Origin of the sequence: Sphaerisporangium sp. NPDC049003 (assembly GCF_043197795.1) — a bacterium.
In the GTDB taxonomy this organism is placed as follows: domain Bacteria; phylum Actinomycetota; class Actinomycetes; order Streptosporangiales; family Streptosporangiaceae; genus Sphaerisporangium.
The window spans coordinates 53,332-72,371 of record NZ_JBICTU010000019.1 but is presented as its reverse complement, the minus strand read 5'-3'; the positions used below and the strand labels follow the sequence as shown (position 1 = coordinate 72,371).

General features: G+C 70.9%; 17 protein-coding genes. 3 read left to right on the top strand and 14 right to left on the bottom strand.

All coding sequences use genetic code 11. The features are described 5' to 3' along the window. Window positions 1–10 precede the first annotated feature (10 nt). The 8 genes from ACGFIV_RS21530 to ACGFIV_RS21495 all read right to left on the bottom strand — a co-directional run bounded on the left by ACGFIV_RS21530 (window position 11) and on the right by ACGFIV_RS21495 (window position 7,913). Window positions 11–880 (bottom strand): alpha/beta hydrolase, encoded by an 870-nt coding sequence (locus ACGFIV_RS21530; RefSeq protein WP_358546602.1) that lies wholly within the window; start codon window positions 878–880, stop codon window positions 11–13. After that, the gene (locus ACGFIV_RS21525) at window positions 877–2,118 is read right to left on the bottom strand and encodes an FAD-dependent oxidoreductase (RefSeq protein WP_358546604.1); all 1,242 of its coding nucleotides are present in this window, start codon (window positions 2,116–2,118) and stop codon (window positions 877–879) included. Before ACGFIV_RS21525 ends, ACGFIV_RS21530 begins: the two co-directional genes overlap by 4 nt. Then, window positions 2,115–2,882: a nitroreductase family protein gene (locus ACGFIV_RS21520; protein ID WP_358546607.1), complete on the bottom strand. Its 768-nt coding sequence runs from the start codon at window positions 2,880–2,882 to the stop codon at window positions 2,115–2,117. The genes ACGFIV_RS21525 and ACGFIV_RS21520 overlap by 4 nt, the downstream gene beginning before the upstream one ends. Further along, complete coding sequence (locus tag ACGFIV_RS21515; protein WP_358546609.1) at window positions 2,879–5,146, bottom strand: beta-ketoacyl-[acyl-carrier-protein] synthase family protein; 2,268 nt, start codon at window positions 5,144–5,146, stop codon at window positions 2,879–2,881. The genes ACGFIV_RS21520 and ACGFIV_RS21515 overlap by 4 nt, the downstream gene beginning before the upstream one ends. 31 nt (window positions 5,147–5,177) lie before the next feature. Continuing rightward, window positions 5,178–6,242, bottom strand: a complete 1,065-nt coding sequence (locus ACGFIV_RS21510; protein WP_358546611.1) for a glycine cleavage T C-terminal barrel domain-containing protein — start codon at window positions 6,240–6,242, stop codon at window positions 5,178–5,180. A gap of 2 nt (window positions 6,243–6,244) precedes the next feature. Beyond that, a complete protein-coding gene (gene fabZ / locus ACGFIV_RS21505) occupies window positions 6,245–6,796 on the bottom strand; it encodes a 3-hydroxyacyl-ACP dehydratase FabZ (RefSeq protein ID WP_358546614.1) in 552 nt (183 codons plus the stop codon). After that, the gene (locus ACGFIV_RS21500) at window positions 6,793–7,083 is read right to left on the bottom strand and encodes a phosphopantetheine-binding protein (protein ID WP_358546617.1); all 291 of its coding nucleotides are present in this window, start codon (window positions 7,081–7,083) and stop codon (window positions 6,793–6,795) included. The genes fabZ and ACGFIV_RS21500 overlap by 4 nt, the downstream gene beginning before the upstream one ends. An 80-nt stretch (window positions 7,084–7,163) precedes the next feature. Further along, window positions 7,164–7,913, bottom strand: a complete 750-nt coding sequence (locus ACGFIV_RS21495) for a 3-oxoacyl-ACP reductase family protein (protein WP_358546619.1) — start codon at window positions 7,911–7,913, stop codon at window positions 7,164–7,166. 135 nt (window positions 7,914–8,048) lie between these two features. On the opposite strand from ACGFIV_RS21495, the gene ACGFIV_RS21490 reads away from it, so the two are divergent. Then, window positions 8,049–9,662, top strand: coding sequence for an FAD-dependent monooxygenase (locus ACGFIV_RS21490; protein WP_358546622.1), 1,614 nt, complete (start codon window positions 8,049–8,051; stop codon window positions 9,660–9,662). Here ACGFIV_RS21490 and ACGFIV_RS21485 read toward each other — a convergent pair. Next, window positions 9,578–11,113 carry a BTAD domain-containing putative transcriptional regulator gene (locus tag ACGFIV_RS21485; RefSeq protein ID WP_358546625.1) on the bottom strand — a complete coding sequence of 512 codons (1,536 nt, stop codon included), beginning with the start codon at window positions 11,111–11,113 and terminating at the stop codon, window positions 9,578–9,580. The genes ACGFIV_RS21490 and ACGFIV_RS21485 overlap by 85 nt on opposite strands. Further along, window positions 11,113–12,282 carry a macrolide family glycosyltransferase gene (locus tag ACGFIV_RS21480; protein ID WP_392837160.1) on the bottom strand — a complete coding sequence of 390 codons (1,170 nt, stop codon included), beginning with the start codon at window positions 12,280–12,282 and terminating at the stop codon, window positions 11,113–11,115. Before ACGFIV_RS21480 ends, ACGFIV_RS21485 begins: the two co-directional genes overlap by 1 nt. Window positions 12,283–12,481: 199 nt before the next feature. Between ACGFIV_RS21480 and ACGFIV_RS21475 the strand changes: the two genes are divergently transcribed. Further along, window positions 12,482–13,591, top strand: a complete 1,110-nt coding sequence (locus tag ACGFIV_RS21475) for a DegT/DnrJ/EryC1/StrS family aminotransferase (protein WP_358546630.1) — start codon at window positions 12,482–12,484, stop codon at window positions 13,589–13,591. Here ACGFIV_RS21475 and ACGFIV_RS21470 read toward each other — a convergent pair whose 3' ends face one another. The 4 genes from ACGFIV_RS21470 to ACGFIV_RS21455 form a co-directional block, all read right to left on the bottom strand. Beyond that, window positions 13,592–14,197 carry a dTDP-4-dehydrorhamnose 3,5-epimerase family protein gene (locus ACGFIV_RS21470; protein ID WP_392837156.1) on the bottom strand — a complete coding sequence of 202 codons (606 nt, stop codon included), beginning with the start codon at window positions 14,195–14,197 and terminating at the stop codon, window positions 13,592–13,594. Then, window positions 14,194–15,168, bottom strand: a complete 975-nt coding sequence (locus ACGFIV_RS21465; RefSeq protein WP_392837153.1) for an NAD-dependent epimerase/dehydratase family protein — start codon at window positions 15,166–15,168, stop codon at window positions 14,194–14,196. The genes ACGFIV_RS21470 and ACGFIV_RS21465 overlap by 4 nt, the downstream gene beginning before the upstream one ends. Then, on the bottom strand, window positions 15,161–16,375 hold the full coding sequence (locus ACGFIV_RS21460; RefSeq protein WP_392837150.1) for a methyltransferase domain-containing protein: 1,215 nt from the start codon (window positions 16,373–16,375) through the stop codon (window positions 15,161–15,163). The genes ACGFIV_RS21465 and ACGFIV_RS21460 overlap by 8 nt, the downstream gene beginning before the upstream one ends. Window positions 16,376–16,457: 82 nt before the next feature. Beyond that, on the bottom strand, window positions 16,458–17,027 hold the full coding sequence (locus ACGFIV_RS21455; protein WP_392837147.1) for a DUF1707 domain-containing protein: 570 nt from the start codon (window positions 17,025–17,027) through the stop codon (window positions 16,458–16,460). A 309-nt stretch (window positions 17,028–17,336) separates the two neighbouring features. Here ACGFIV_RS21455 and ACGFIV_RS21450 point away from each other — a divergent pair, with 309 nt between their 5' ends. After that, window positions 17,337–18,755, top strand: a complete 1,419-nt coding sequence (locus ACGFIV_RS21450; protein ID WP_358546644.1) for an NDP-hexose 2,3-dehydratase family protein — start codon at window positions 17,337–17,339, stop codon at window positions 18,753–18,755. Window positions 18,756–19,040 lie beyond the last annotated feature (285 nt).

The window sequence follows — 19,040 nt, the reverse complement described above, 5'->3', positions numbered from 1 at the left end:
CCCTTTCCGCCTACAGCCGTCGCCGAGGGCGCCTTTCCTCGGTGGCGGCCCGCTCGGTGCCGAGGAAGCCGAGGAGCAGCTTGTTCACCTGGTCGGGTGCGTCGAGCGGGATCCAGTGGCCTGCGTCCTCGATGCGCTCGTAGCGCCACGGTCCCTTGACGTACTTGCCGGACGCCGACATGCCCTCTTCGAGCAGGGCCTTGTCCCCTGCGGACCAGATGCCGAGCGTCGGAGACAGCACCGGCGGGAACGGCCGCGCGGGCCGCAGCTCGGCCTCGGGCGACCGGTTGGCCCGGTACCAGTTCAGCCCCGCGGTCAGGGCGCCCGGCCTGGCCAGGTCGCGCAGGTAGCGGTCGTAGTCGCCGTCCCTGCCCATGATCTCCTTGAACAGCCGCCACCCGTTGCGGCGCAGCAGTTCCTCGCTGACGCCGGGGAACTGGTAGAAGAGCATGTACCAGGAGGCGGCCCGCTGCTCGATCGACGGGTTGGCGAAGACGCCGGGGTGCCCGACCGACAGCACGGCCAGGTGGTCGACCCTGCGGGGCATCAGGAAGGCGTACATCCACGCGATGGCCGCCCCCCAGTCGTGACCGACGATGTGCGGTTTGCGGATGCCGAGCTTGAGGGTCAGCGCGACGACGTCGTTGAGTATGGTCTGCATCCCGTAGGCCTCGATCTCCTGCGGTTTGCTGGAGTCGCCGAAGCCCCGCAGGTCCGGCGCGATGACCCGGAAGCCGCCCTCGACCAGCGCCGGGATCTGGTTCCTCCACAGATACGAGGAGTCGGGAAAGCCGTGGAGCAGGACGACCGGGTCGCCCTCGCCCTCGTCGACGTAGGCGATGTCGACGTCGTTGACCCGCGCCGTCTTCTTCTCATTCATGCCGTCTCCCTGAACAGCCGCTCAGCGAAGAACTCGCTGAAGCCAAACTCGGGTACGTCCTCGGGGGCGACCATGTTGAGCAGCCCGGTCACCTGCGCGGCGAAGTTCTTCGCCATGAGCCGGCGCACCCGGCGCCGTCGCTCGACGGCGGCCTCGCCGAACTCCACGTGCAGCCTGCTGATGATGGACGCGCCGAAGTCCAGGCGCTCCAGGCGGAACGCCCGCTCCTCCAGATAGGGGGTGAACGCCTCCGGCGACCAGTCGTCGCCGCCGAGGAGGATGTCGCAGACGGTCCTTGAGTCCCGCATGGCGCACGACAGCCCGGTGCCGAGCACCGTGTCGGCGTTGCCGGCCTCGTCGCCGATCAGCACCACGCCCTCCCTCAGCGGGGGCCCTTCGGGAACGCTGGACACCGACGGCCACACCGAGAGCGGCCCCGCGGGGATGGCCTCGGTCACCGCCTTGCCCCGGTCGGGCAGGCATTCGAGCTCGAAGGCGGCGAGGAAGCGCTCCACGCCGCCGGGCCCGCGATACCGGTGCTTGTTCACCGTGGGGAAGTTGAGGTAGAGGCGCGCCCGGCCGTACCCCTGGGGGAAGACCATGAACATGACGTCGCCCGAGGTGCCCATGGCCTGCACGTCGGCGGGCCAGCCGTCCATGCCCTCGACCATCATGCCGCCGCCCCAGTGGTGCATGGAGTTGCGCATCGTGATGCCGATCTGACGGCCGACGGTGCAGCCGCGCCCGGTGGCGCCGAGCACCATCCTGGCCCGGATCTCGTGCTCGCCCTCGGGGGTCTGGTAGGTCACGACCGGTTCGGCGCCGGCGGTGACGCCGATGCGGGCCGCGTCCATCACCAGCCGGGCCCCGCTGTCCACCGCCTGCGCGGCCATCAGCTCGCAGACGGCGTGGTGCGGGAACGACAGCGGCCCTCCGATGCCGGGGATGAAGCGGGTCATGTCGACCGCCTCCACCTCCTCGCCGGAGACGGCCTCGTCCCAGGTCATCCACTCGCGGATCTCCCAGCCGCCACCGGCCGAGAAGCAGTCGTAGACCCCGAGCCGCTGGGCCTCGCGGATGCCCCAGGGGGCGAGCCACTCCCCGCGCACCAGGTCCTTGTAGGTCTCCTGCTTCTCCAGCAGCACGACCGACAGCCCGCCGGCGGCCAGCCTGCAGGCCGCCGACGCGCCCGAGATGCCACCTCCGACGATGACGACGTCGGCGTAGTCGACGGTCATGCCTCCCACCTCTCCCAGTACGTGCGTTCCTTGGCGCTGTATCGATCGGCCGGGCGGAACTCCGTGCCCACCGTGTAAGCGACCGGGATCATGCAGACCTGCGTGACCCCGGTCGGGATCCCGAGCAGCTCGCCCACCTGCCGCTCGTGGGGGACGTGCATGCAGGTGATCGTGCTGCCGAGACCCCGGCTGCGCAGCGCGAGCTGGAACGACCAGACGGCCGGGAAGATCGAGCCGTAGAAGATGCTCGCCCGCATCCAGCCGTGCTGCACCAGGTGCCCGGGGTCGTCGGCGGCCTTGCCCGACATCCGGTCGTCCCACGCGGCGTTGATGGCCGCGACGTCCGGCGGCCGGCCGAGGACGCACGGGATGACCAGGACGGGCACCCGCGCGATCGTGTCGACGAGCGCCTCGGCGGACTCGTAGTTCCTGCGCGCCTGGCTGTTGTTCCTGCGTCTGCCGGCGTTGGTCCACATGTCGTTCCTGTGGAACTGCCAGGACGTCAGGATCAGCTCGGCGATCTTCTCCTTGACGCCGGGATCGCCGACCACCAGCCAGCGCCAGTTCTGGTGGTTGTTGGCGGTCGGGGCCTGGACGGCGACCTCCAGCGCCTCCTCCACGACCTCGCGGGGCACCGGCCGGTCGAGGTCGAGCCTGCGCCGCACGGACCGGGTGGTGGTCAGCAGCCGGTCGGTCTCCGTCACGTCGAAGGGCGTGCCGGTCATGAGGCCCGCCGCGCCGGCGGCCTCGCTCGGTCCGGTCATGGGGCCCCCAGCAGGACGGCGCCGTGTACGGAGCCGGGCGCCGCGGTGAGCACCAGGGCCTGGCCGACGGGATCGGGCAGGTTCGGCTTGGTGACGTAGGAGTCGAGGTCGCCCACGTGCGGGGACGCCAGCCCGGTGAGGGCGGGCGCGATCCCGTCGCGGATCGCCAGCGCCGCCAGGGCGATGTTCATCGCCCCGGTCGCGGCCTGGCAGTCGCCGGTGTGCCCGGACGAGGTGGTCAGGACGGCTCCGGGCGCGGCCTCCAGCACCGCGGCGGCCTCCTCCGCGTCGTACGACCCGCCGGTGCCCGCGCCGACCACCAGGCCGGGGCGGGCCCCCGGGATGCGGGTGAGACCGCGCGCGATGGGCTCGCGCCCGTCGTCCCCTCCGGCGCCCGCGTGGCTGGTGCCGAGGACGCGTGCGTAGGCCCGCCCGCCGCGCGCCGCGCAGTGCTCCGCCGCCTCCACCACGAAGGCGACGGACGCCGACCCGGGCACCGTGCCGGAGTGCCCGCTGTCGTACGGGGAGACCGTGGCGTCCTCGGGGACGGCCGCGACCGTCTCGTCGGCCGCGACCACGAGCACCACGTCCGCCTTGCCCGCTCTGATCATTTCGAGGGCGCAGTCCAGGGCGATCGAGGCCGACGCGCCGCCGTTGCAGATCGTGGTGGTCGGCCCGCGCAGCCCGAGGGTCTGGCAGACCGCGCCGCCGGTGGCGTTGAGCACGACGTTGGAGAAGCTCAGCACGGCCGGCTTGTTGGGGTCGGCGGCGATGCTCTCGTCGAAGCCGCCGGTGCTCTCGGCCGACCCGGCGCCGGTCGCGAACACCAGCCCGACGTTGTCCAGGTCCTTCCTGGGCAGCTTGAGCTCCGCGTCCTCCCAGGCGAGCCGGGACGCGGCGATCGCCATCCGGGACAGGTGGTTCATGTGCCGCCACAGCGAGCGCGGCGCGAACGTCCTGCCGTCCAAGGAGGGAGACAGCCCGAGGGCCTGGCGGCCCGCGACGACCGCCTCGGTCACCTCGGCGACGCCGACGCCGAGACCGCTGACGGGCCCGAGGCCGGTGATCACGGCCTCACGGCGGGGCAGCTCGTCGTGGTCACGCTCGCCCCTCGGCGTCGTGAGCACGAGCGCGACGTTGTTGCCGCCGAACGCGTAGTTGTTGGACACGACGGTGTCGATGGGCATCCGCCTGGCCACGTTGGGCACGAAGTCCAGGTCACCGGGCACGGCGTCCTCGGCGAAGCCGATGGTGGGCGGCGCGGTGCCGTGCCGCAGCGCCAGCACGCTCGCGACCGCCTCCACCGCGCCCGCGGCGCCCAGGGTGTGCCCGACGAACGACTTGATGCTGCTGGTGGGCACCCGGCCCGCCCGCTCGCCGAAGACCACTCGCATGACCTTGGCTTCCATCGAGTCGTTGGCCGGGGTCCCGGTGCCGTGGCCGCTGACGTAGTGGACGTCGTCCGGGGTCAGCCCGGCGTCGGCGAGCGCGCGCCGCATGGCGCTCGCCCCGCCCCGCCCGGTGGGGTCCGGCGCGGTCGCGTGGTAGGCGTCCGCGGACAGGCCGTACCCCGCGACCTCGGCCAGGGGCGTGGCCCCTCGCGCGAGCGCCCGGTCGAGCGGCTCCAGCAGCAGGAACGCCGCGCCCTCGCCGAGGTTGAGCCCGTCGGAGTGGCTGTACGGGCGGCAGGGGCCGGTGCTGAGGGCCTTCAGCCCGGCGAACCCCGCGTAGGTTCCGAAGAGCAGAGGATCCACCCCGCCCGCGAGGACCACGTCGGCCTCGCCGGTGAGGATCTTGTCCTTGGCGAGGCCGACGGCGTTGCCGCCGGCCGCGCACGCGGTCGACACCAGGATGCGTGGCCCACGCATGCCCAGCCGCCCGGCGACCACGTCCTCGGTGCGGTGCATGGGCTGGTAGCGCCCGGCCGCGTCGGGAGTCGCCTGGCACTTGCCGAGAATGATCCCGAACCGGTCGGGATCGAGGTCGTCGTACGTCAGCCCCGCCTGCTCGACCGCCTGGCGTGCCGCGACGAGGGCAAGCTGGGCGGTGCGGTCCAGGCCGGCGTCGGAGTCCGGCAACTGCCCGGTGATCCACTCGTCGGGAACCTGGCCCGCGTGCCGTGCCTCGAACACCGCGAAGGTCTCGTCCTCGACCGGGGTGAGGCCACCCTGGCCCGAGGTGAGCCGCTGCCAGAAGTCCGCGGGATCGCGGCCGATGGCACAGATGACTCCCAGGCCGGTGACGACGACGGGCCGCAGCGCCATGCTTGTCTCCTCATCAGACGATCGACGCGGATCAGATGATCGGGATGCTCCAGCTCTTGGGCACGATGTAGGGGCTGGTCAGCGTGGTGACCTCCGCGTCGTCCACGGTGAACTCCAGTCCCGCGGCGGCGAGGTCGGCGTCGACCCGCGCGAGGCCGAGCGTCGTGCCGAGGCCGACGCTGTGCACCGCGTGTACCACCTCGCCGACGTCCTGCCCGCCGGCCAGCACCCTGGTCCCCGGCTGGGGGATGGACGCGCCGCCGCTGAAGCCGACGGTGCGGCGTCCCTGGCCGGACTCCAGCGCCTTGAGCACCGCGTCCTTGCCGATGAACTCGTCCTTGGTGACGTCGACGAGCCAGTTGGCGCCGATCTCGATCACCGAGGTCCCTTCGGTGGCCTCGTGGCGCGGTATCGGCTGGCGGACCTCCAGCATCGCCAGCTCCAGGGCCTCCTGCCCCGCCGCCCCGGCGTGCTCGACGGCCTGCCTCCACAGCTCGGGGGCGGCGTCCCGGGGGACGATCATCTGGTAGCCGTACTCGCCGGTGAACCCGGTCCGCGCGAAGATGATCTCGGTGTCGCCCCACGTCGTGTCCACGACGGACTCGAACGGCAGCGAGGCCAGCTCGCCGTCGATCAGCCGGCCGACCACGCCCCAGGCGTACGGCCCCTCAAGGCCGAGGACCGTCAGCTCCCCGGAGCGGTCGGTGATCTCGACGCCCTCGTCGTTGTGCTCCCTCAGGTGCGCGAGCAGGCGCGTGCCGGCGCCGCAGGAGCTCTCCAGCAGCATGCCGTTCTCCCGGCCGAAGGCCAGCACCTGGTCGACGACCTGCCCAGACTCGTCGAGGACGAGGCTCATCATGCAGCGCTCGGAGGTGAGGTACTCGACGTCGCGGGCGATCACCCGCTGAGCGAAGTCGACGGCGCCGTCACCGGTGACCTCGATGAGGCTGTGGCCGCTCAGGTCGAGCACGGCGGCGCGCTCCCTCAGCACCTTGTACTCGTCGGAGACCGCGGAGTAGCGCAGCGGGACGGAGGAGTCGCCCACCTGACCGTAAACGGTGTCCTCCGGATGCAGGTTCGCGAGGACGGTAGCCATGGTTACACCTTTCGTACGGAGACGTTGCCGGCGGGGTCGGCGATCGTGAGGTTTCCTTCGGCGGCGACGTGGCCGTCCACCCGCGCCGACACCCGGTACTCGGCGAAGCCTCCGCCGCCTCCGGTGCGCTCGGCGGACAGGACGAGCTGGTCGCCCGGGACCACCGGCCGGCGGAACCGCATCGACCTGACCCCGGCCAGATAGCTGATCCTGCTCGCGCCCGCGAGGGCGAAGACCACCCCGGCGAGCTGGGCCATCGCCTCGACGATGACCACGCCGGGCAGCACGGCCTCGCTCGGGAAGTGGCCCTGGAACCACAGCTCGGTCCCAGCGACGTTCTTGGTCGCCGTGCCCTTCACTCCCGGCTCCACCTTGCCCACGCGGTCGAGCAGGAGCATCGGCCAGCGGTGCGGGAGCACCTCGCGGATCTGGTCGTTCGTCAGCCCCGAGATGACGGGCGCCGCCGTGCCCGCCGCGGTGCCCGTGGCCGCCGTGGCGGTCGAGGGGCCGGTCGAGGGGCCGGCCACGACCTCGGCCGCCACGTCGAGCGTCATGCCGATGCCCGAAGCGCGGGATTGACCTCGTCCGCGAGCCGGGACACCGAGCCGAAGACGGCCATCTCGCTGTCGTAGAGCGCCACGCCGAACTCCGCCTCGATGGCGACGTAGAGCTCCAGGACATCGAGGCTGTCCAGTTCGAGGCCGCGCCCGAAGAGCGGCTGGTCGTCGGTGATCCACTCAGGCTGGATCTCCAGGTCGAGCCGGGACACGATCATCTTCTTGATCTGGGCGCAGGTCTGCTGACGCTCGGCGGCCTTCGCACGGAGCTCATCGATGGTCATCCATCCTCCTTGGGCATCGGGGCAGGCTGGTGGTGCTGGTCGGGCTCGCGGGCCGGCACGGTCCGGTGGCCGGGAGGTGCTCAGGCAAGGCCACCGCCGTGGGCGACCACCACCGCGCCGGATATGTACGACGCCTTGTCCGAGGCGAGGAAGCTCACGATGGACGCGATCTCCTCGGGCCGCCCGATGCGGCCCAGCCGGATGCGGGACTCGTACTGCTTCCTGATCTCGGTGGGCACCTTGCGTGTCATGTCGGTGGAGACGAAGCCCGGGGCCACGACGTTGGCGCGCACCCCGTGGGGGGCGGCCTCGTTCGACAGCGCCCGGGTGAAGGCGATGATCGCGCCCTTCGACGCCACGTAGTTCGTCTGGCCGGGGAAACCTCCGTCGAGCCCGCTGCTCGACGAGATCGTCACGATCGACCCGCTGCGCTGGTGCTGCATGAGCCGCAGGCCCTCCCGGCAGCTCAGGAACGTGCCGGTGACGTTGATGTCCATCGGCTCGCGGAACTGGTCCAGGTTCATGGCGATGAGGTAGCGGTCGAGGGTGATGCCGGCGTTGGTCACCAGCACGTCCAGCCGGCCGTGGTCGGAGCGCACCCCGCGGAACATCCGCCGCACGGCGTCCTCGTCGGTGACGTCCGCCTGTACGGCCGTGGCGCCGCCGCCCTCGCTCTCGATCTGGGCCACCACGTCCTTGGCGTCCTGCTCGGAGCGGCCGTAGTTGACTATGACGTGAGCGCCCTCCCTGGCCAGGTCGATCGCGACGGCCCGGCCGATGCCGCGCGACCCGCCCGTCACCAGGGCCACGGAGCCTTTGGCAAAGAGCATCATCGCCTCCAGGGGTTTGCCGACAAATCAAACAATTGGGGATCTGCTCGAAAGCTACTAGGGCGAGATATCACGCCTACATCATGGAGTTATCCCTGCATTGACGGAGATAACGGCATATACGAACCTGACGTCATGGATACGCTCGATGTCGAAGTTCTGATCGTCGGCGGCGGCCCGGTAGGCCTGTCCGCGTCCATTGAGCTCTCTCGGCACGGAATATCCTCACTCCTCGTCGAGAAGCATCCGGGAACGTCGATTTTCCCCAAGGCGCGCCTCATTTCCACCAGGACCATGGAGCTCTTTCGCGCCTGGGGAATCCAGGAGGAGGTGGAGCGCACCGGGATGCCCCGCGAGGGCGTCCTGGCGGTGGGCGTCGGCACGTCCCTGGCGGCCGGCGACTTCCTCCGGGCCGCCGCGGCCATCCAGGAGGACGCCCCGCAGAGCCCGACCTACACCTGCCTGTGCTCCCAGGACCTGCTTGAGGTGATCCTCCGCAGGCACGCCGAGGAGCGGCCGGTGGCACACGTCCGGTTCGCGACCGCCATGACCGAGACGCGCACCACCCCGAGCGGCGTGGAGGCGGTCGTCGAGTCGGAGGGTTCCCGCACGCTCGTACGCGCGCGGTATCTCGTGGCCGCGGACGGCAGCCGCAGCACCATCAGGGACGGGCTGGGCATCGGGGTCGAGGGACCTCCCCCGATGGGCCACATGGTCAGCGTCATGTTCGACGCCGATCTCGGCGGCCTGCCCGCCGACCGCAGGGCCGCGCTGTCCTTCCTGCGCAGCGACCCGCCCTGCGCGGTCGAGGCGGTGGACAACCGGCGCCGGTGGATGCTCCAGACCGGGTACGACCCGGCCGAGGGCGGGAGCGCGGACGACTTCACCGAGGAGGTGTGCCTGGCGGCCGTCCGGTCGGCGGTCGGCATCCCCGACCTGCCCGTCCGCATCCTGGGCGTCATGCCGTGGCTCCAGCAGGCCGTGGTCGCGACCGGGTTCCGCGAGGGCCCGGTCTTCCTGGCCGGCGACGCCGCGCACGTGGCGACCCCGCAGGGCGGGTTCGGCATGAACTGCGGCATCCAGGACGCGCACAACCTCGCCTGGAAGCTGGCCGCCGTCCTGCGCGGGACCGCCGGGGAGGAGCTGCTCGCCACCTACGAGGCCGAGCGCCGTCCGATCGCCGCCCGGACGGTCGAGGAGAGCCTGGTCAACGCCCTCATCACGTTCCGCATGATGCAGGGGAAGCTGTCCATGCGGGAGTCCATCGAGCAGCAGGCCGGCCGCCGCAGCTCCGAGGGGCTGATCCTCGGCTTCCACTACTCCTCGGACGCCGTGGTCCCCGACGGCACGCCGGAGCCCGCGCCGGACGATCCGTACCGGACCTACGTCCCGGTGGCCCGCCCAGGTCACCGCGCTCCGCACGTGTGGCTGTCGGGGCACTCGGGCCGGGTTTCGACGCTCGACCTGCTCGGAGCGTCCTTCACCCTCATGACCCCGGCGGGCGGCGGGTGGCTCCAGCCCGCCAAGGAGGCGGCGCACCGGTACGGCGTCGCGCTCACCGCCGTGGAGATCTCCCCCGACGGCTCCACCCCGCTCACCTCGCCCACCTGGGCGGAGGAGTACGGCGTGGGAGCGACCGGCGCCGTGCTGATCCGCCCGGACGGTCACGTCGGCTGGCGGTCGCCCGGCGGGGAGGCGTCGCAGGAGGCGCTCGCGGGGGCGCTGGCCGCGATCCTGGCCAGGTCGTGACGGGGCCCCGCCCGTGAGCACATCCGGGCGGCGCCGAGACGCAGGGACAGGGGGTTCCCCGAGGAGGTGGCGACGAGGTCCGTCACCGACTGCGCCCGGAACGGGGCGTACGACGTGCCGACGAGCAGGTCCGCCAGTTCCCTCGCCACCTCGGCCGCCAGGGGGCGGACGAACTCGCGGTGCGCCCCCTGCCTGGCCACGAGCTCGTCGAGGGGGTCGGCGCTGGTGACGACCACCCGGCAGTGCGCGCCGCCGGGCAGCAGGGGCCGCACCTGCTCGCTGTCCCTGGCGTTGTCCAGCACCACGAGCAGCCGCCTGCGCGCCGTCCAGCTTCGGTAGAGGGCCAGCTTCTCGGCCCGGTCCAGGGGGATCTCGTGGGCCGGCACGCCGAGCGCCCGCAGGAACCGGTCGACGACCGCGTCCGGGTCCTGTGCCGGGCCCTCGCCGTCGCCGCCCATGTCGGCGAAGAGCTGGCCGTCGGGGAACCAGTCGATGCGGTTGTGCGCCCACCGCAGTACCAGCGCGGTCTTCCCGACGCCGGCCGGGCCGCTCACGACCATCGTGCCGGGCACCGCCACCCCGGGATCCGGCCGCATCGCCAGGTCCAGCGCGATCGTCTCCTCGTCCCTGCCCACGAACGGCAGGACCTGCGGAGGAAGCTGGCAGGGGACGACCGGGCCTGCGGCGGCGGGCCTGTGGGCGGGGGGCCGCATGAGCGCGGACTCGTCCCTGAGGATCTGGTCGTGGAGCCGCCGCAGCGCCGGGCCCGGTTCGAGGCCGATCTGCTCCAGCAGGTACCTGCGCGTCTCCTGGTAGGCGCGCAACGCCTCGGCCCGGCGTCCCGCCCGGTACTGCGCGAGCATCAGCTGGGCCCGCACCCGCTCGCGGAACGGGCACTCCGCCACCAGCGCCAGCAGCTCCGGGATCACCTCGTGGTGGTGCCCGAGCTCGATCTCCAGCTCCAGGCACGCCTCCATGGCCTCCAGGCGTGACTCCTCCATGCGCGCCACGTCGTAGCGCAGGCCCCGGAGGTCCTCGAAGGGGTTTCCCCGCCACAGCGCGAGAGCCTGGCGCAGCAGGTGTACGGTGTCCTCCTTGTCCCTGCCCGCCTCCTCGACGCGTGCCCGCGCCACCAGCGCCCTGAACTGGAGCCAGTCGATGGTGTCGGCGCCCGCCCGCAGCAGGTAACCGGGGCTGGACGTCTCGATGGCGCCGGCGCCCAGCGTGCGGCGCAGCCGCGACACGCAGATGGCGATCTGCCTCCAGGCGCTCCGCGGCGCGGAGCCGGCCCACACCGTCTCGATCAGCCGGTCCACGCTGACGACCCGGTTGGCGTTCAGGACCAGGCTCGCCAGGATCGCCAGCTCCCGGTTCGCGCAGATCTGCAGCTCAGCACCGTCCTTGAACACCCTGAGCGGTCCAAGGACGCGGAATTCGAGCGCCCCGCCCATCAGCCGGTCCGCGTCAGGTACTGCTCGATCTCCTCCGCGGCGCGGACGGCGCCACCCGCCGCCCGGACATCCTGTCGCATCGCGCTCGTGGCGCGCCGTACGTCCTGGTCGGCCGCGACGCCGAGCACGGCGTCGCGCAGCCGCTCCGCGGTGACGTCGGCGGGAGGCAGGACCCGGCCGAGACCCAGTTCCTCTATGCGCCTCGCGGCCGGCCAGTCGAGGCCGGAGGTCGGGACGACGACCATCGGGCAGCCCGAGTGCAGGGCCTCCATCACCGTGCCCATGCCGCCGTGCGTGACCGCCACGGACGCGTGACGCAGCACGCTCAGGTGCGGCACCCAGCGGTGTACCTCGATGTTGGAGGGCAGCGGGCCGAGATCGGCGGGATCCATGCCCTCCGCCACGGTCATGACCACGTGCAAGGGGATGTCGCCGAAGGCCGCGACGCAGGTGCGGAAGAACCCGGGGTGCTCGTTGAATACCGCCCCGAAGGAGACCAGGGCGACCGGGAGCCCGTCGCCCGGGGGTTCCCACCCTCCGAGGAAGCTCCGTTCTCCGAGGCAGGGGCCGACGAAGGAGAACCGCTCGTCGAAGGTGTCCCCGGCGAACTGGAACGCCCGGGGAATGGTCACCAGGCTGAAGTCCTGGACCTCCCACCACAGTTCCGCGGCCGGGACGTCGACCCCGTGGGAGCGGGCCATCGCGCCGATCCTGGCGAGCATGTCGTCCACCCACCGGGTCAGCGTGGGCCCCTCGCCACCGGGGTTGTAGACGGCGTTGAGATAGGAGAAGTGGGCGTTCGACGCGAAGAAGGGGATGAGCTGCGCCGCCGGGCGCCCCCATTTCCTGGCGAGGACACGCCCGGCGTAGAGGATGGAGGTGTCGTACACGATCATGTCGGGCCGGTCGCGCATCTGCTCGTCGAGGGCTTCCAGCATCGCCTGGCTCTCGTCCAGCAACAGTGACAGCAGATAAAGCGGGTCGTCGGCGAGATCCAGGAAGTTCGCCTTGCGGTATTTCGAGTCATAACACAGGACGGTGGCACCGGTCTTTTCCACGATGGCCGCCATGCTCTGCGCGGTCAGGTAGGTGACCCGGTTTCCTCTGCGAACCAATTCGGCGACCACGGCCAGATTCGGTATTACATGACCATGATCGGGATGACACATGAAAAGATAGTGTCGCGTCATGTGGAAATCTCTCCGGCAGATTACGCGGGTATGCGCTACTCGCAACCTAATAAGGGTTCCCCGAATCACGGCACCCCCTAATCCCCCCTGTCACCCCCCCTCAACCACCCCTCCTCATAGGGGTTCCCCTATTCGGAGGGGCGTGATTACGCTGGGCCCGAATCCGAGGAGGACGCCGATGCCCACCCGTGTCTGGGACTACCTGGCGGAATACGACGCCGAGCGCGAGGACATCGCCGACGCCGTGGAGACCGTGTTCCGTTCCGGGCAGCTCGTCCTCGGCGAGAGCGTCCGCTCCTTCGAGCGGGAGTTCGCGGCCTACCACGGGGTGCGTCACTGCGCGGGCGTCGACAACGGCACCAACGCCATCAAGCTCGGCCTGCAGGCCCTGGGCGTCGGCAGGGGCGACGAGGTGATCACCGTGTCCAACACCGCGGCGCCGACGGTGGTCGCCGTCGACGGGGTGGGCGCCACACCGGTCTTCACCGACGTGCGCCCGGACACCTACCTCATGGACGTCGCCCAGGTCGAGGCCGCGATCACCCCGAGGACCCGGTGCCTGCTGCCCGTCCACCTGTACGGGCAGTGCGTGGACATGGCGCCGCTCGAACGGCTCGCGGCCCGGCACGACCTGGTGATCCTTGAGGACTGCGCGCAGGCGCACGGCGCCCGCCATCACGGGCGCGTGGCGGGGTCGATGGGCGCGGCGGCCGGGTTCTCGTTCTACCCGACCAAGGTGCTCGGCGCCTACGGGGACGGCGGAGCGACGATCACCTCCGACGACGCCGTGGACGCCAACCTGCGCAGGCACCGCTACTACGGCATGGAACAGACGTACTACGTGGTGGAGACGCCCGGGCACAACTCCCGGCTGGACGAGGTCCAGGCCGAGATCCTGCGCCGCAAGCTCCGCCGGCTCGACCGGTACATCGCCGGCAGGCGGGCCGTGGCGGCGCGCTACGCCGAGGGCCTCGGCGACACCGAGCTCGTCCTTCCCTCCGTCGCCGAGGGCAACGAGCACGTCTACTACCTGTACGTCGTGCGGCATCCCCGGCGCGACGACATCATCGCGGCGCTGCGCGCCCATGACATCCATCTCAACGTCAGCTATCCCTGGCCGATCCACACCATGTCTGGTTTCGCGCATCTCGGCCACGCGCCTGGCAGTCTGCCCGTGACCGAGGAGCTGGCCGGCCAGATCTTCTCCCTGCCGATGTACCCCTCCCTGCCGGTGGGGCTCCAGGAGAAGGTCATCTCCGCGCTGCGCGAGGTGCTGAGGACGCTGTAGTCAGGACCTCGGGAAGCCCTTCTCGACGGCCAGGCAGGCCTCGTACCGGGGAAGCAGGCCGCGCTCGGCGGCCCCGGACAGCGTGGGGGCCAGCAGGTCGCGCTCGGAGAGGATCGGCTCGGCTCCGGACGGAAGGATCAGCCCGATCTCCGCGTCGAAGACCGACACGGCCAGCTCGTTCCTGCTCTGGTACTCCTGCGAGAGCAGGTAGCACACCACCGTGTCGTCCTCCAGCGCGGCGAAGGCGTGCCCGACCCCCGGCGGCAGGTACACCGAACGGCAGGTGTCGCCTGCCAGCTCAAGCTGGTCCCAGCGGCCGAAGGTCGGCGACCCCACCCTGAGGTCGACCACGAGGTCCAGTGCCCTGCCCCTGGTGCAGTACACGTACTTCGCCGTCCCCGGCGGGGCGAGGGTGTAGTGGACGCCACGGACCACTCCCCGCCTGGACGTGCTCTGGCTGGCCTGCGCCACCGGAAACAGCGGGTGCCCGACCGCCTCGGCGAAGGCCGCCTCCTGGTAGGGGGACACGAAGAAGCCGCGATCGTCGGGATAGGTCTCGGGGACGAACTCGAAGGCGCCGGTCACCGCCAGCTCTCGCGGTTTCATACGCGCTGCCCCGCCAGGCGGGAGACCGTGCGGCGCAGTGCCTCGTCGAGCGGCACGCGCGCCGTCCAGCCGGTACGCCTGTGGAAGGCGGCAGGGTCGGCCACGACGCTTTTCGGATCCATGAGAGTCGCCCCATCCGGCGGTGGAGTGGAGATGACGGGCACGGGCTCGGCCCCGGTGTACGCGGACGCGATCTCCGCGATGGCGGTGAAGAGGTGGCGGACGCTCGTGCCCCGGCCCGTACCGACCAGCCAGTGCCGGCCGGCGAGCGCGTGCGCCCGGCCGAGCGCCGCGAGGAACGCCTCGGCGGCGTCGCCGACGTAGAGCAGGTCGCGCTCAACGCCGCCGTCGCCCCACATGGTGAGCGGCTCGCCCGCCAGGGCGCGGCGTGCCATCACCGCGACCACGCCGCGGTCGGCGGCCGGAGCCGCGCCGAACACCGTGGGCAGGCGCAGCGTGACGCCGCGCACCACCCCCTGCGCCGTGGCCGCCGCAAGGACGCGCTCCGCGGCCAGCTTCTGCCGGTCGTAGGGGGTCTCGGGGTCGTCGGGCTCGGTTCCGTCGATCCGGGCCTGGACCCGGCGGCCGACCTGCGACGTCGATCCGGCGAACAGGACGACGGGGGGCGGGCCGGGCCTGCGCTCAGCCCGCAGGGCCTGGACGATGTCGCCCACGACGCCGCAGTTCACCTTCTCCACCGCTCCCCCGTTCGTGGCCGTACGCCAGTCGCCGTGCAGGAGCAGGTTGATCACGACGTCGGCGCCCGCGACGGCCTCCGCCACCTGGCCGGGCACGGCGAGGTCGGCCCGGCGCACGTCGACGTCCCGCGGCGCGTCGCAGGGGACCGGTGAGGGCCGGCGTGCCACGAGGCGCAGCCTCACGCGGCGCGCGACGAGCTTCGCGACCAGAGCGGAGCCCACGAAGCCCGAGGCTCCGAGGACCACGACGAGCGGGCGGCCCCGGTCAGACAACGTGCACCTCGGGGACGTAGAGGATCCATCTGCCGCCCGACTCCCTGAACGCCCGCTCCTTGGCCATGATCTCTTCCGCGTGGTTCCAGGCGAACAGCAGGGCGTAGTCGGGGTACGGGCCGGAGAACGCCTCGGGGCTCCGCACCGGGATGCGCGACCCGGGTGTGAGCCTGCCCTGCTTGGCGGGCGTGGTGTCGCAGACGAACGGGACCAGCTCGGGCCCGATGCCGCAGTAGTTCAGCACGGTGGCGCTCTTGGCGGTCGCGCCGTACCCGGCGACCGTGGCCCCCTCGTCCCGCAGGCCGGTGAGCAGTTCCACGAGGGCGTCCCGGATGTGCTCGACGCGGGCGGTGAACCTTCGGAGGGTCGCCGGATCGGTGATCCCGGCCGAGGCCTCGGCCGCCAGCAGTTCGGCCACCGCCGGGCCGGGCCGCCTCGCGCCCCTGCGCGCGAGCGTGTAGCGGACCTCACCCCCGTGCACGGGCAGCCGCTCGACGTCGACGAGCTCGAACCCGGACCGCCGCGCCATCCGCTGTACGGACCCGGCGGTGAAGAAGTAGAAATGCTCGTCGTAGATCTGGTCGAAGGAGGCGCGCTCCAGGATGTCCGCGAGGTAGGGGTCCTCGAACACGAAGACGCCGTCCGGCCGCAGCAGCGCGTCGACCCCGCTCAGGATCGACTCCATGTACGGGATGTGGCACAGGGTGTTGGCGGCGTAGACGACGTCCGCAGGGCCGTCGGTGTCGCGGATCCGCCGCGCGGTGGCCTCCTCGAAGAACTCCTTGCGCACCCGCACCCCCTTGGCCGCGGCCAGGTCGGCCACCCCTCCGGACGGCTCGACTCCCAGGTGCCGGACGCCGGCGTCGGCGATGCTCCTGAGCATCGTGCCGTCGTTGCAGCCGAGCTCGACGACGAAGGGATCGGGCCCCGCTAGCTCCGTGGCCAGCAGGGTCTTGGCCAGTGCCTCGAAGTGCTCGCGCATGACGGCGGAGCCGGAGGACAGGTAGGGGTATGCCTCGTGGAACATGCGCTCGCGGGGGACCTCCTCCAGCAGCTGCACCATCGTGCACGTCTGGCAGATCCCGACCGCGAGCCGGAAGGAGAACTCCTCCCGGGTGTCACCGGGCTCGACGAACGCGTCCGAGATGGGCTGAGGTCCGAAGTCCGCGAACTCGCTGAGCCGACCCGAACAGACCCGGCATGACATAAGAGACTCCTTCGGTAGTGTCGACGATCGTCGGCCGACCGGGGACGGCCCGCGCACCACCCGTGACTCTCCCGTGCCACGTTCAGGCACGTGGGCGGCGGTACCTCACCCAGACGTCGCCGATCCTCACCAGGCCGAAGAGCCGCAGCGTGACCGCGTCCGGCACCGGCGGATGGTGAGGCTTGTTGTGGACGCTGCCCATCGACCGGGTGATGACCTCGTCGGCGCGGACCCGCCAGCCATGGGGAACCAGCAGCACGATGTCCCCGAGCCCGCACTCGACCTCGACGGAGACCTCGCTGTGATGGCAGATCGCCTGGGTGAAGTCGATGCGGACCTTGCCCCACGCGACCTTGGCGCTGATGAGAGGAGGGACGACCCAGTACCCGGTCTGCCTGAGGTTCCTTCTGCCCCGCGTGTGGAGCCGCAGGACGTCGGAGGCGTCCTCGCGCGTCGCGGGCAGGTCGCCCGCCTGCGGCAGGTCGGCCACGATGACGTCCAGCTCTCCGCAGGTGCGAGCCGCGTACGTGCGGTCGAGCCTTTCGTGCAGCTCGTCGATGCTGATGCGGCCCTCGCTGAGCGCGACGCGCAACGTTTCGGCCACGTTGTCCCGGTCACGGTCGCCTGCCCGGATCTCCGCGTGATCGGTCATGGCGCCCACTCTAATGATCAGTTTTTCATGCTGCCAGCCCGCCCGACCCGCGGCTCCCATCGCGATGAATGCCCCGATCGCCTCGCAATGCCCTTACCTCCGTCGGATCCAGACGCTATTAGGGGGTCGACCCGTGGAGAACCCCTGCTTTCTCGCAAGGGTCAGAATAGGGGTTCCGGAACCCGGCAGGGGGGTTGAGCGGGCCCCTCACAGCGTGACATCTTCGCCGTTGAGCGTGGATGGCAGCCACGTGTGTGAGCCGCCCGTTAGGAGCCCACCATTCCTACACTCTCCGCCCAGCCGGCACAGGTGAGAATCGCCGAGTCCGCTCTTTCGGGAGGGGCCCATTTCACACACGTCGCGGCCGTCCGCCATTGGCTCTCGGAAATAGCGGAACGCGCATATATGGATGTCGACCGGCTCGCGCTCGACGAGCTGGACGGCTGGCGGCACGACCCGGCGACGGGGAACATCGTCCACAGGAGCGGCGGGTTCTTCACCGTCGAGGGACTGGACGTCCGCTTTCCCGGAAGTCCCGTGACGGCGTGGACGCAGCCGATCATCAACCAGCCGGAGGTCGGCATCCTCGGCATCCTGGTCAAGGAGTTCGACGGCGTCCTGCACCTGCTCATGCAGGCCAAGAACGAACCGGGCAACCACAACGGGCTCCAGCTGTCGCCCACGGTGCAGGCCACCCGGAGCAACTACACGCGGGTACACCAGGGCAGGCCGGTGCCCTACCTCGACCACTTCCGCAACCCCACGGGGCGCGTGCTGGCCGACGTGCGCCAGTCGGAGCAGGGGGCCTGGTTCTACCGCAAGCGCAACAGGAACATGGTCGTGGAGGTGGCCGAGGACATCGAGCCGGCCGACGGGTTCTGCTGGCTGACCCTGGGTCAGGTGCACGAGCTGCTGTCCGTGCCCGACCTGGTGAACATGGACGCCCGTACGGTGCTGGCCTGCCTGCCGTTCAGCGGCGGGGGTACGGCCGCGACGTTCGGCTCCGGCGGGGTCGACGGGTTCCGCGCCTCGCTCATCCGGTCGTGCGACCCCGGTCAGGGGGGCCGGCACCGCATCGAGGAGATCCTGAGCTGGACCACCGGCATCCGTTCCACGGTGGAGATCCAGACCGAGCGGATCCCGCTCAACCGGCTGCGGCGCTGGCGCCGGACCGGCGGGAAGATCTCCCACGAGACGGGCAGGTTCTTCGACGTCATCGGCGTGAGCGTCGCAGCGAGCGGGCGCGAGGTGGGCCGCTGGACCCAGCCGATGATCGAGCCCATCGGCAGGGGGGTCATCGCCTTCCTGGTCCGCAAGATCGGCGGAGTGCTCCACGCCCTGGTGAACGCGCGGGTCGAGCCGGGGAACACCGACGTCGTTGAGCTGGCGCCGACCGTGCAGTACACGCCGGGGAACTACGATCACCTACCGCCCGAGGCCAGACCGCTCCTCCTGGACGAGGTACTCGGGGCCCCGCGAGACCGGATCCGCTTCGACACCATCCTGTCGGAGGAGGGCGGGCGCTTCTACCACGCCAGGAACCGCTACCTCATCGTCGAGACGGACACCGACCCCGCGCCCGGCCACCCGGGCTTCCGGTGGCTCACCCTGCACCAGCTGGGAGAGCTCCTCCGGCACAGCTACTACGTGAACGTGCAGGCGCGCACCCTCAGCGCCTGCCTGTACGGCCTGACGTCCGCGAGCGGGGGCGGTTCCCGGCGCCCTTAGGGCCGGGGACCCAAAGGGCGCCCGCGATTTCACGGGCAGGGCGCCGGACGCCTTTTCCGATCACACTGGTACGCCGCCTTCGAGATGATCGAATGAGCGGTCCCGGCGGATCAACACTATCCCATCCCATGCCACCATTTAATGTATATAAGCGACCTAAATCACATGCCCTACTTCCTCGGAAGTAGAGCCATTCTGATGGGCGACTGTACTTTGACCGGACTTTGACTAAACTCTGACAGAGGCCGGATACCAATAGAAATGCACTATTCTGGGATGGGCGCG

Bases quoted from the DNA above. Each gene is read 5' to 3' on its own strand.
- ACGFIV_RS21530 (WP_358546602.1), bottom strand. From the start codon at position 880: ATGAATGAGAAGAAGACGGCGCGGGTCAACGACGTCGACATCGCCTAC.
- ACGFIV_RS21525 (WP_358546604.1), bottom strand. From the start codon at position 2,118: ATGACCGTCGACTACGCCGACGTCGTCATCGTCGGAGGTGGCATCTCG.
- ACGFIV_RS21520 (WP_358546607.1), bottom strand. From the start codon at position 2,882: ATGACCGGACCGAGCGAGGCCGCCGGCGCGGCGGGCCTCATGACCGGC.
- ACGFIV_RS21515 (WP_358546609.1), bottom strand. From the start codon at position 5,146: ATGGCGCTGCGGCCCGTCGTCGTCACCGGCCTGGGAGTCATCTGTGCC.
- ACGFIV_RS21510 (WP_358546611.1), bottom strand. From the start codon at position 6,242: ATGGCTACCGTCCTCGCGAACCTGCATCCGGAGGACACCGTTTACGGT.
- fabZ (WP_358546614.1), bottom strand. From the start codon at position 6,796: ATGACGCTCGACGTGGCGGCCGAGGTCGTGGCCGGCCCCTCGACCGGC.
- ACGFIV_RS21500 (WP_358546617.1), bottom strand. From the start codon at position 7,083: ATGACCATCGATGAGCTCCGTGCGAAGGCCGCCGAGCGTCAGCAGACC.
- ACGFIV_RS21495 (WP_358546619.1), bottom strand. From the start codon at position 7,913: ATGCTCTTTGCCAAAGGCTCCGTGGCCCTGGTGACGGGCGGGTCGCGC.
- ACGFIV_RS21490 (WP_358546622.1), top strand. From the start codon at position 8,049: ATGGATACGCTCGATGTCGAAGTTCTGATCGTCGGCGGCGGCCCGGTA.
- ACGFIV_RS21485 (WP_358546625.1), bottom strand. From the start codon at position 11,113: ATGGGCGGGGCGCTCGAATTCCGCGTCCTTGGACCGCTCAGGGTGTTC.
- ACGFIV_RS21480 (WP_392837160.1), bottom strand. From the start codon at position 12,282: ATGTGTCATCCCGATCATGGTCATGTAATACCGAATCTGGCCGTGGTC.
- ACGFIV_RS21475 (WP_358546630.1), top strand. From the start codon at position 12,482: ATGCCCACCCGTGTCTGGGACTACCTGGCGGAATACGACGCCGAGCGC.
- ACGFIV_RS21470 (WP_392837156.1), bottom strand. From the start codon at position 14,197: ATGAAACCGCGAGAGCTGGCGGTGACCGGCGCCTTCGAGTTCGTCCCC.
- ACGFIV_RS21460 (WP_392837150.1), bottom strand. From the start codon at position 16,375: ATGTCATGCCGGGTCTGTTCGGGTCGGCTCAGCGAGTTCGCGGACTTC.
- ACGFIV_RS21455 (WP_392837147.1), bottom strand. From the start codon at position 17,027: ATGACCGATCACGCGGAGATCCGGGCAGGCGACCGTGACCGGGACAAC.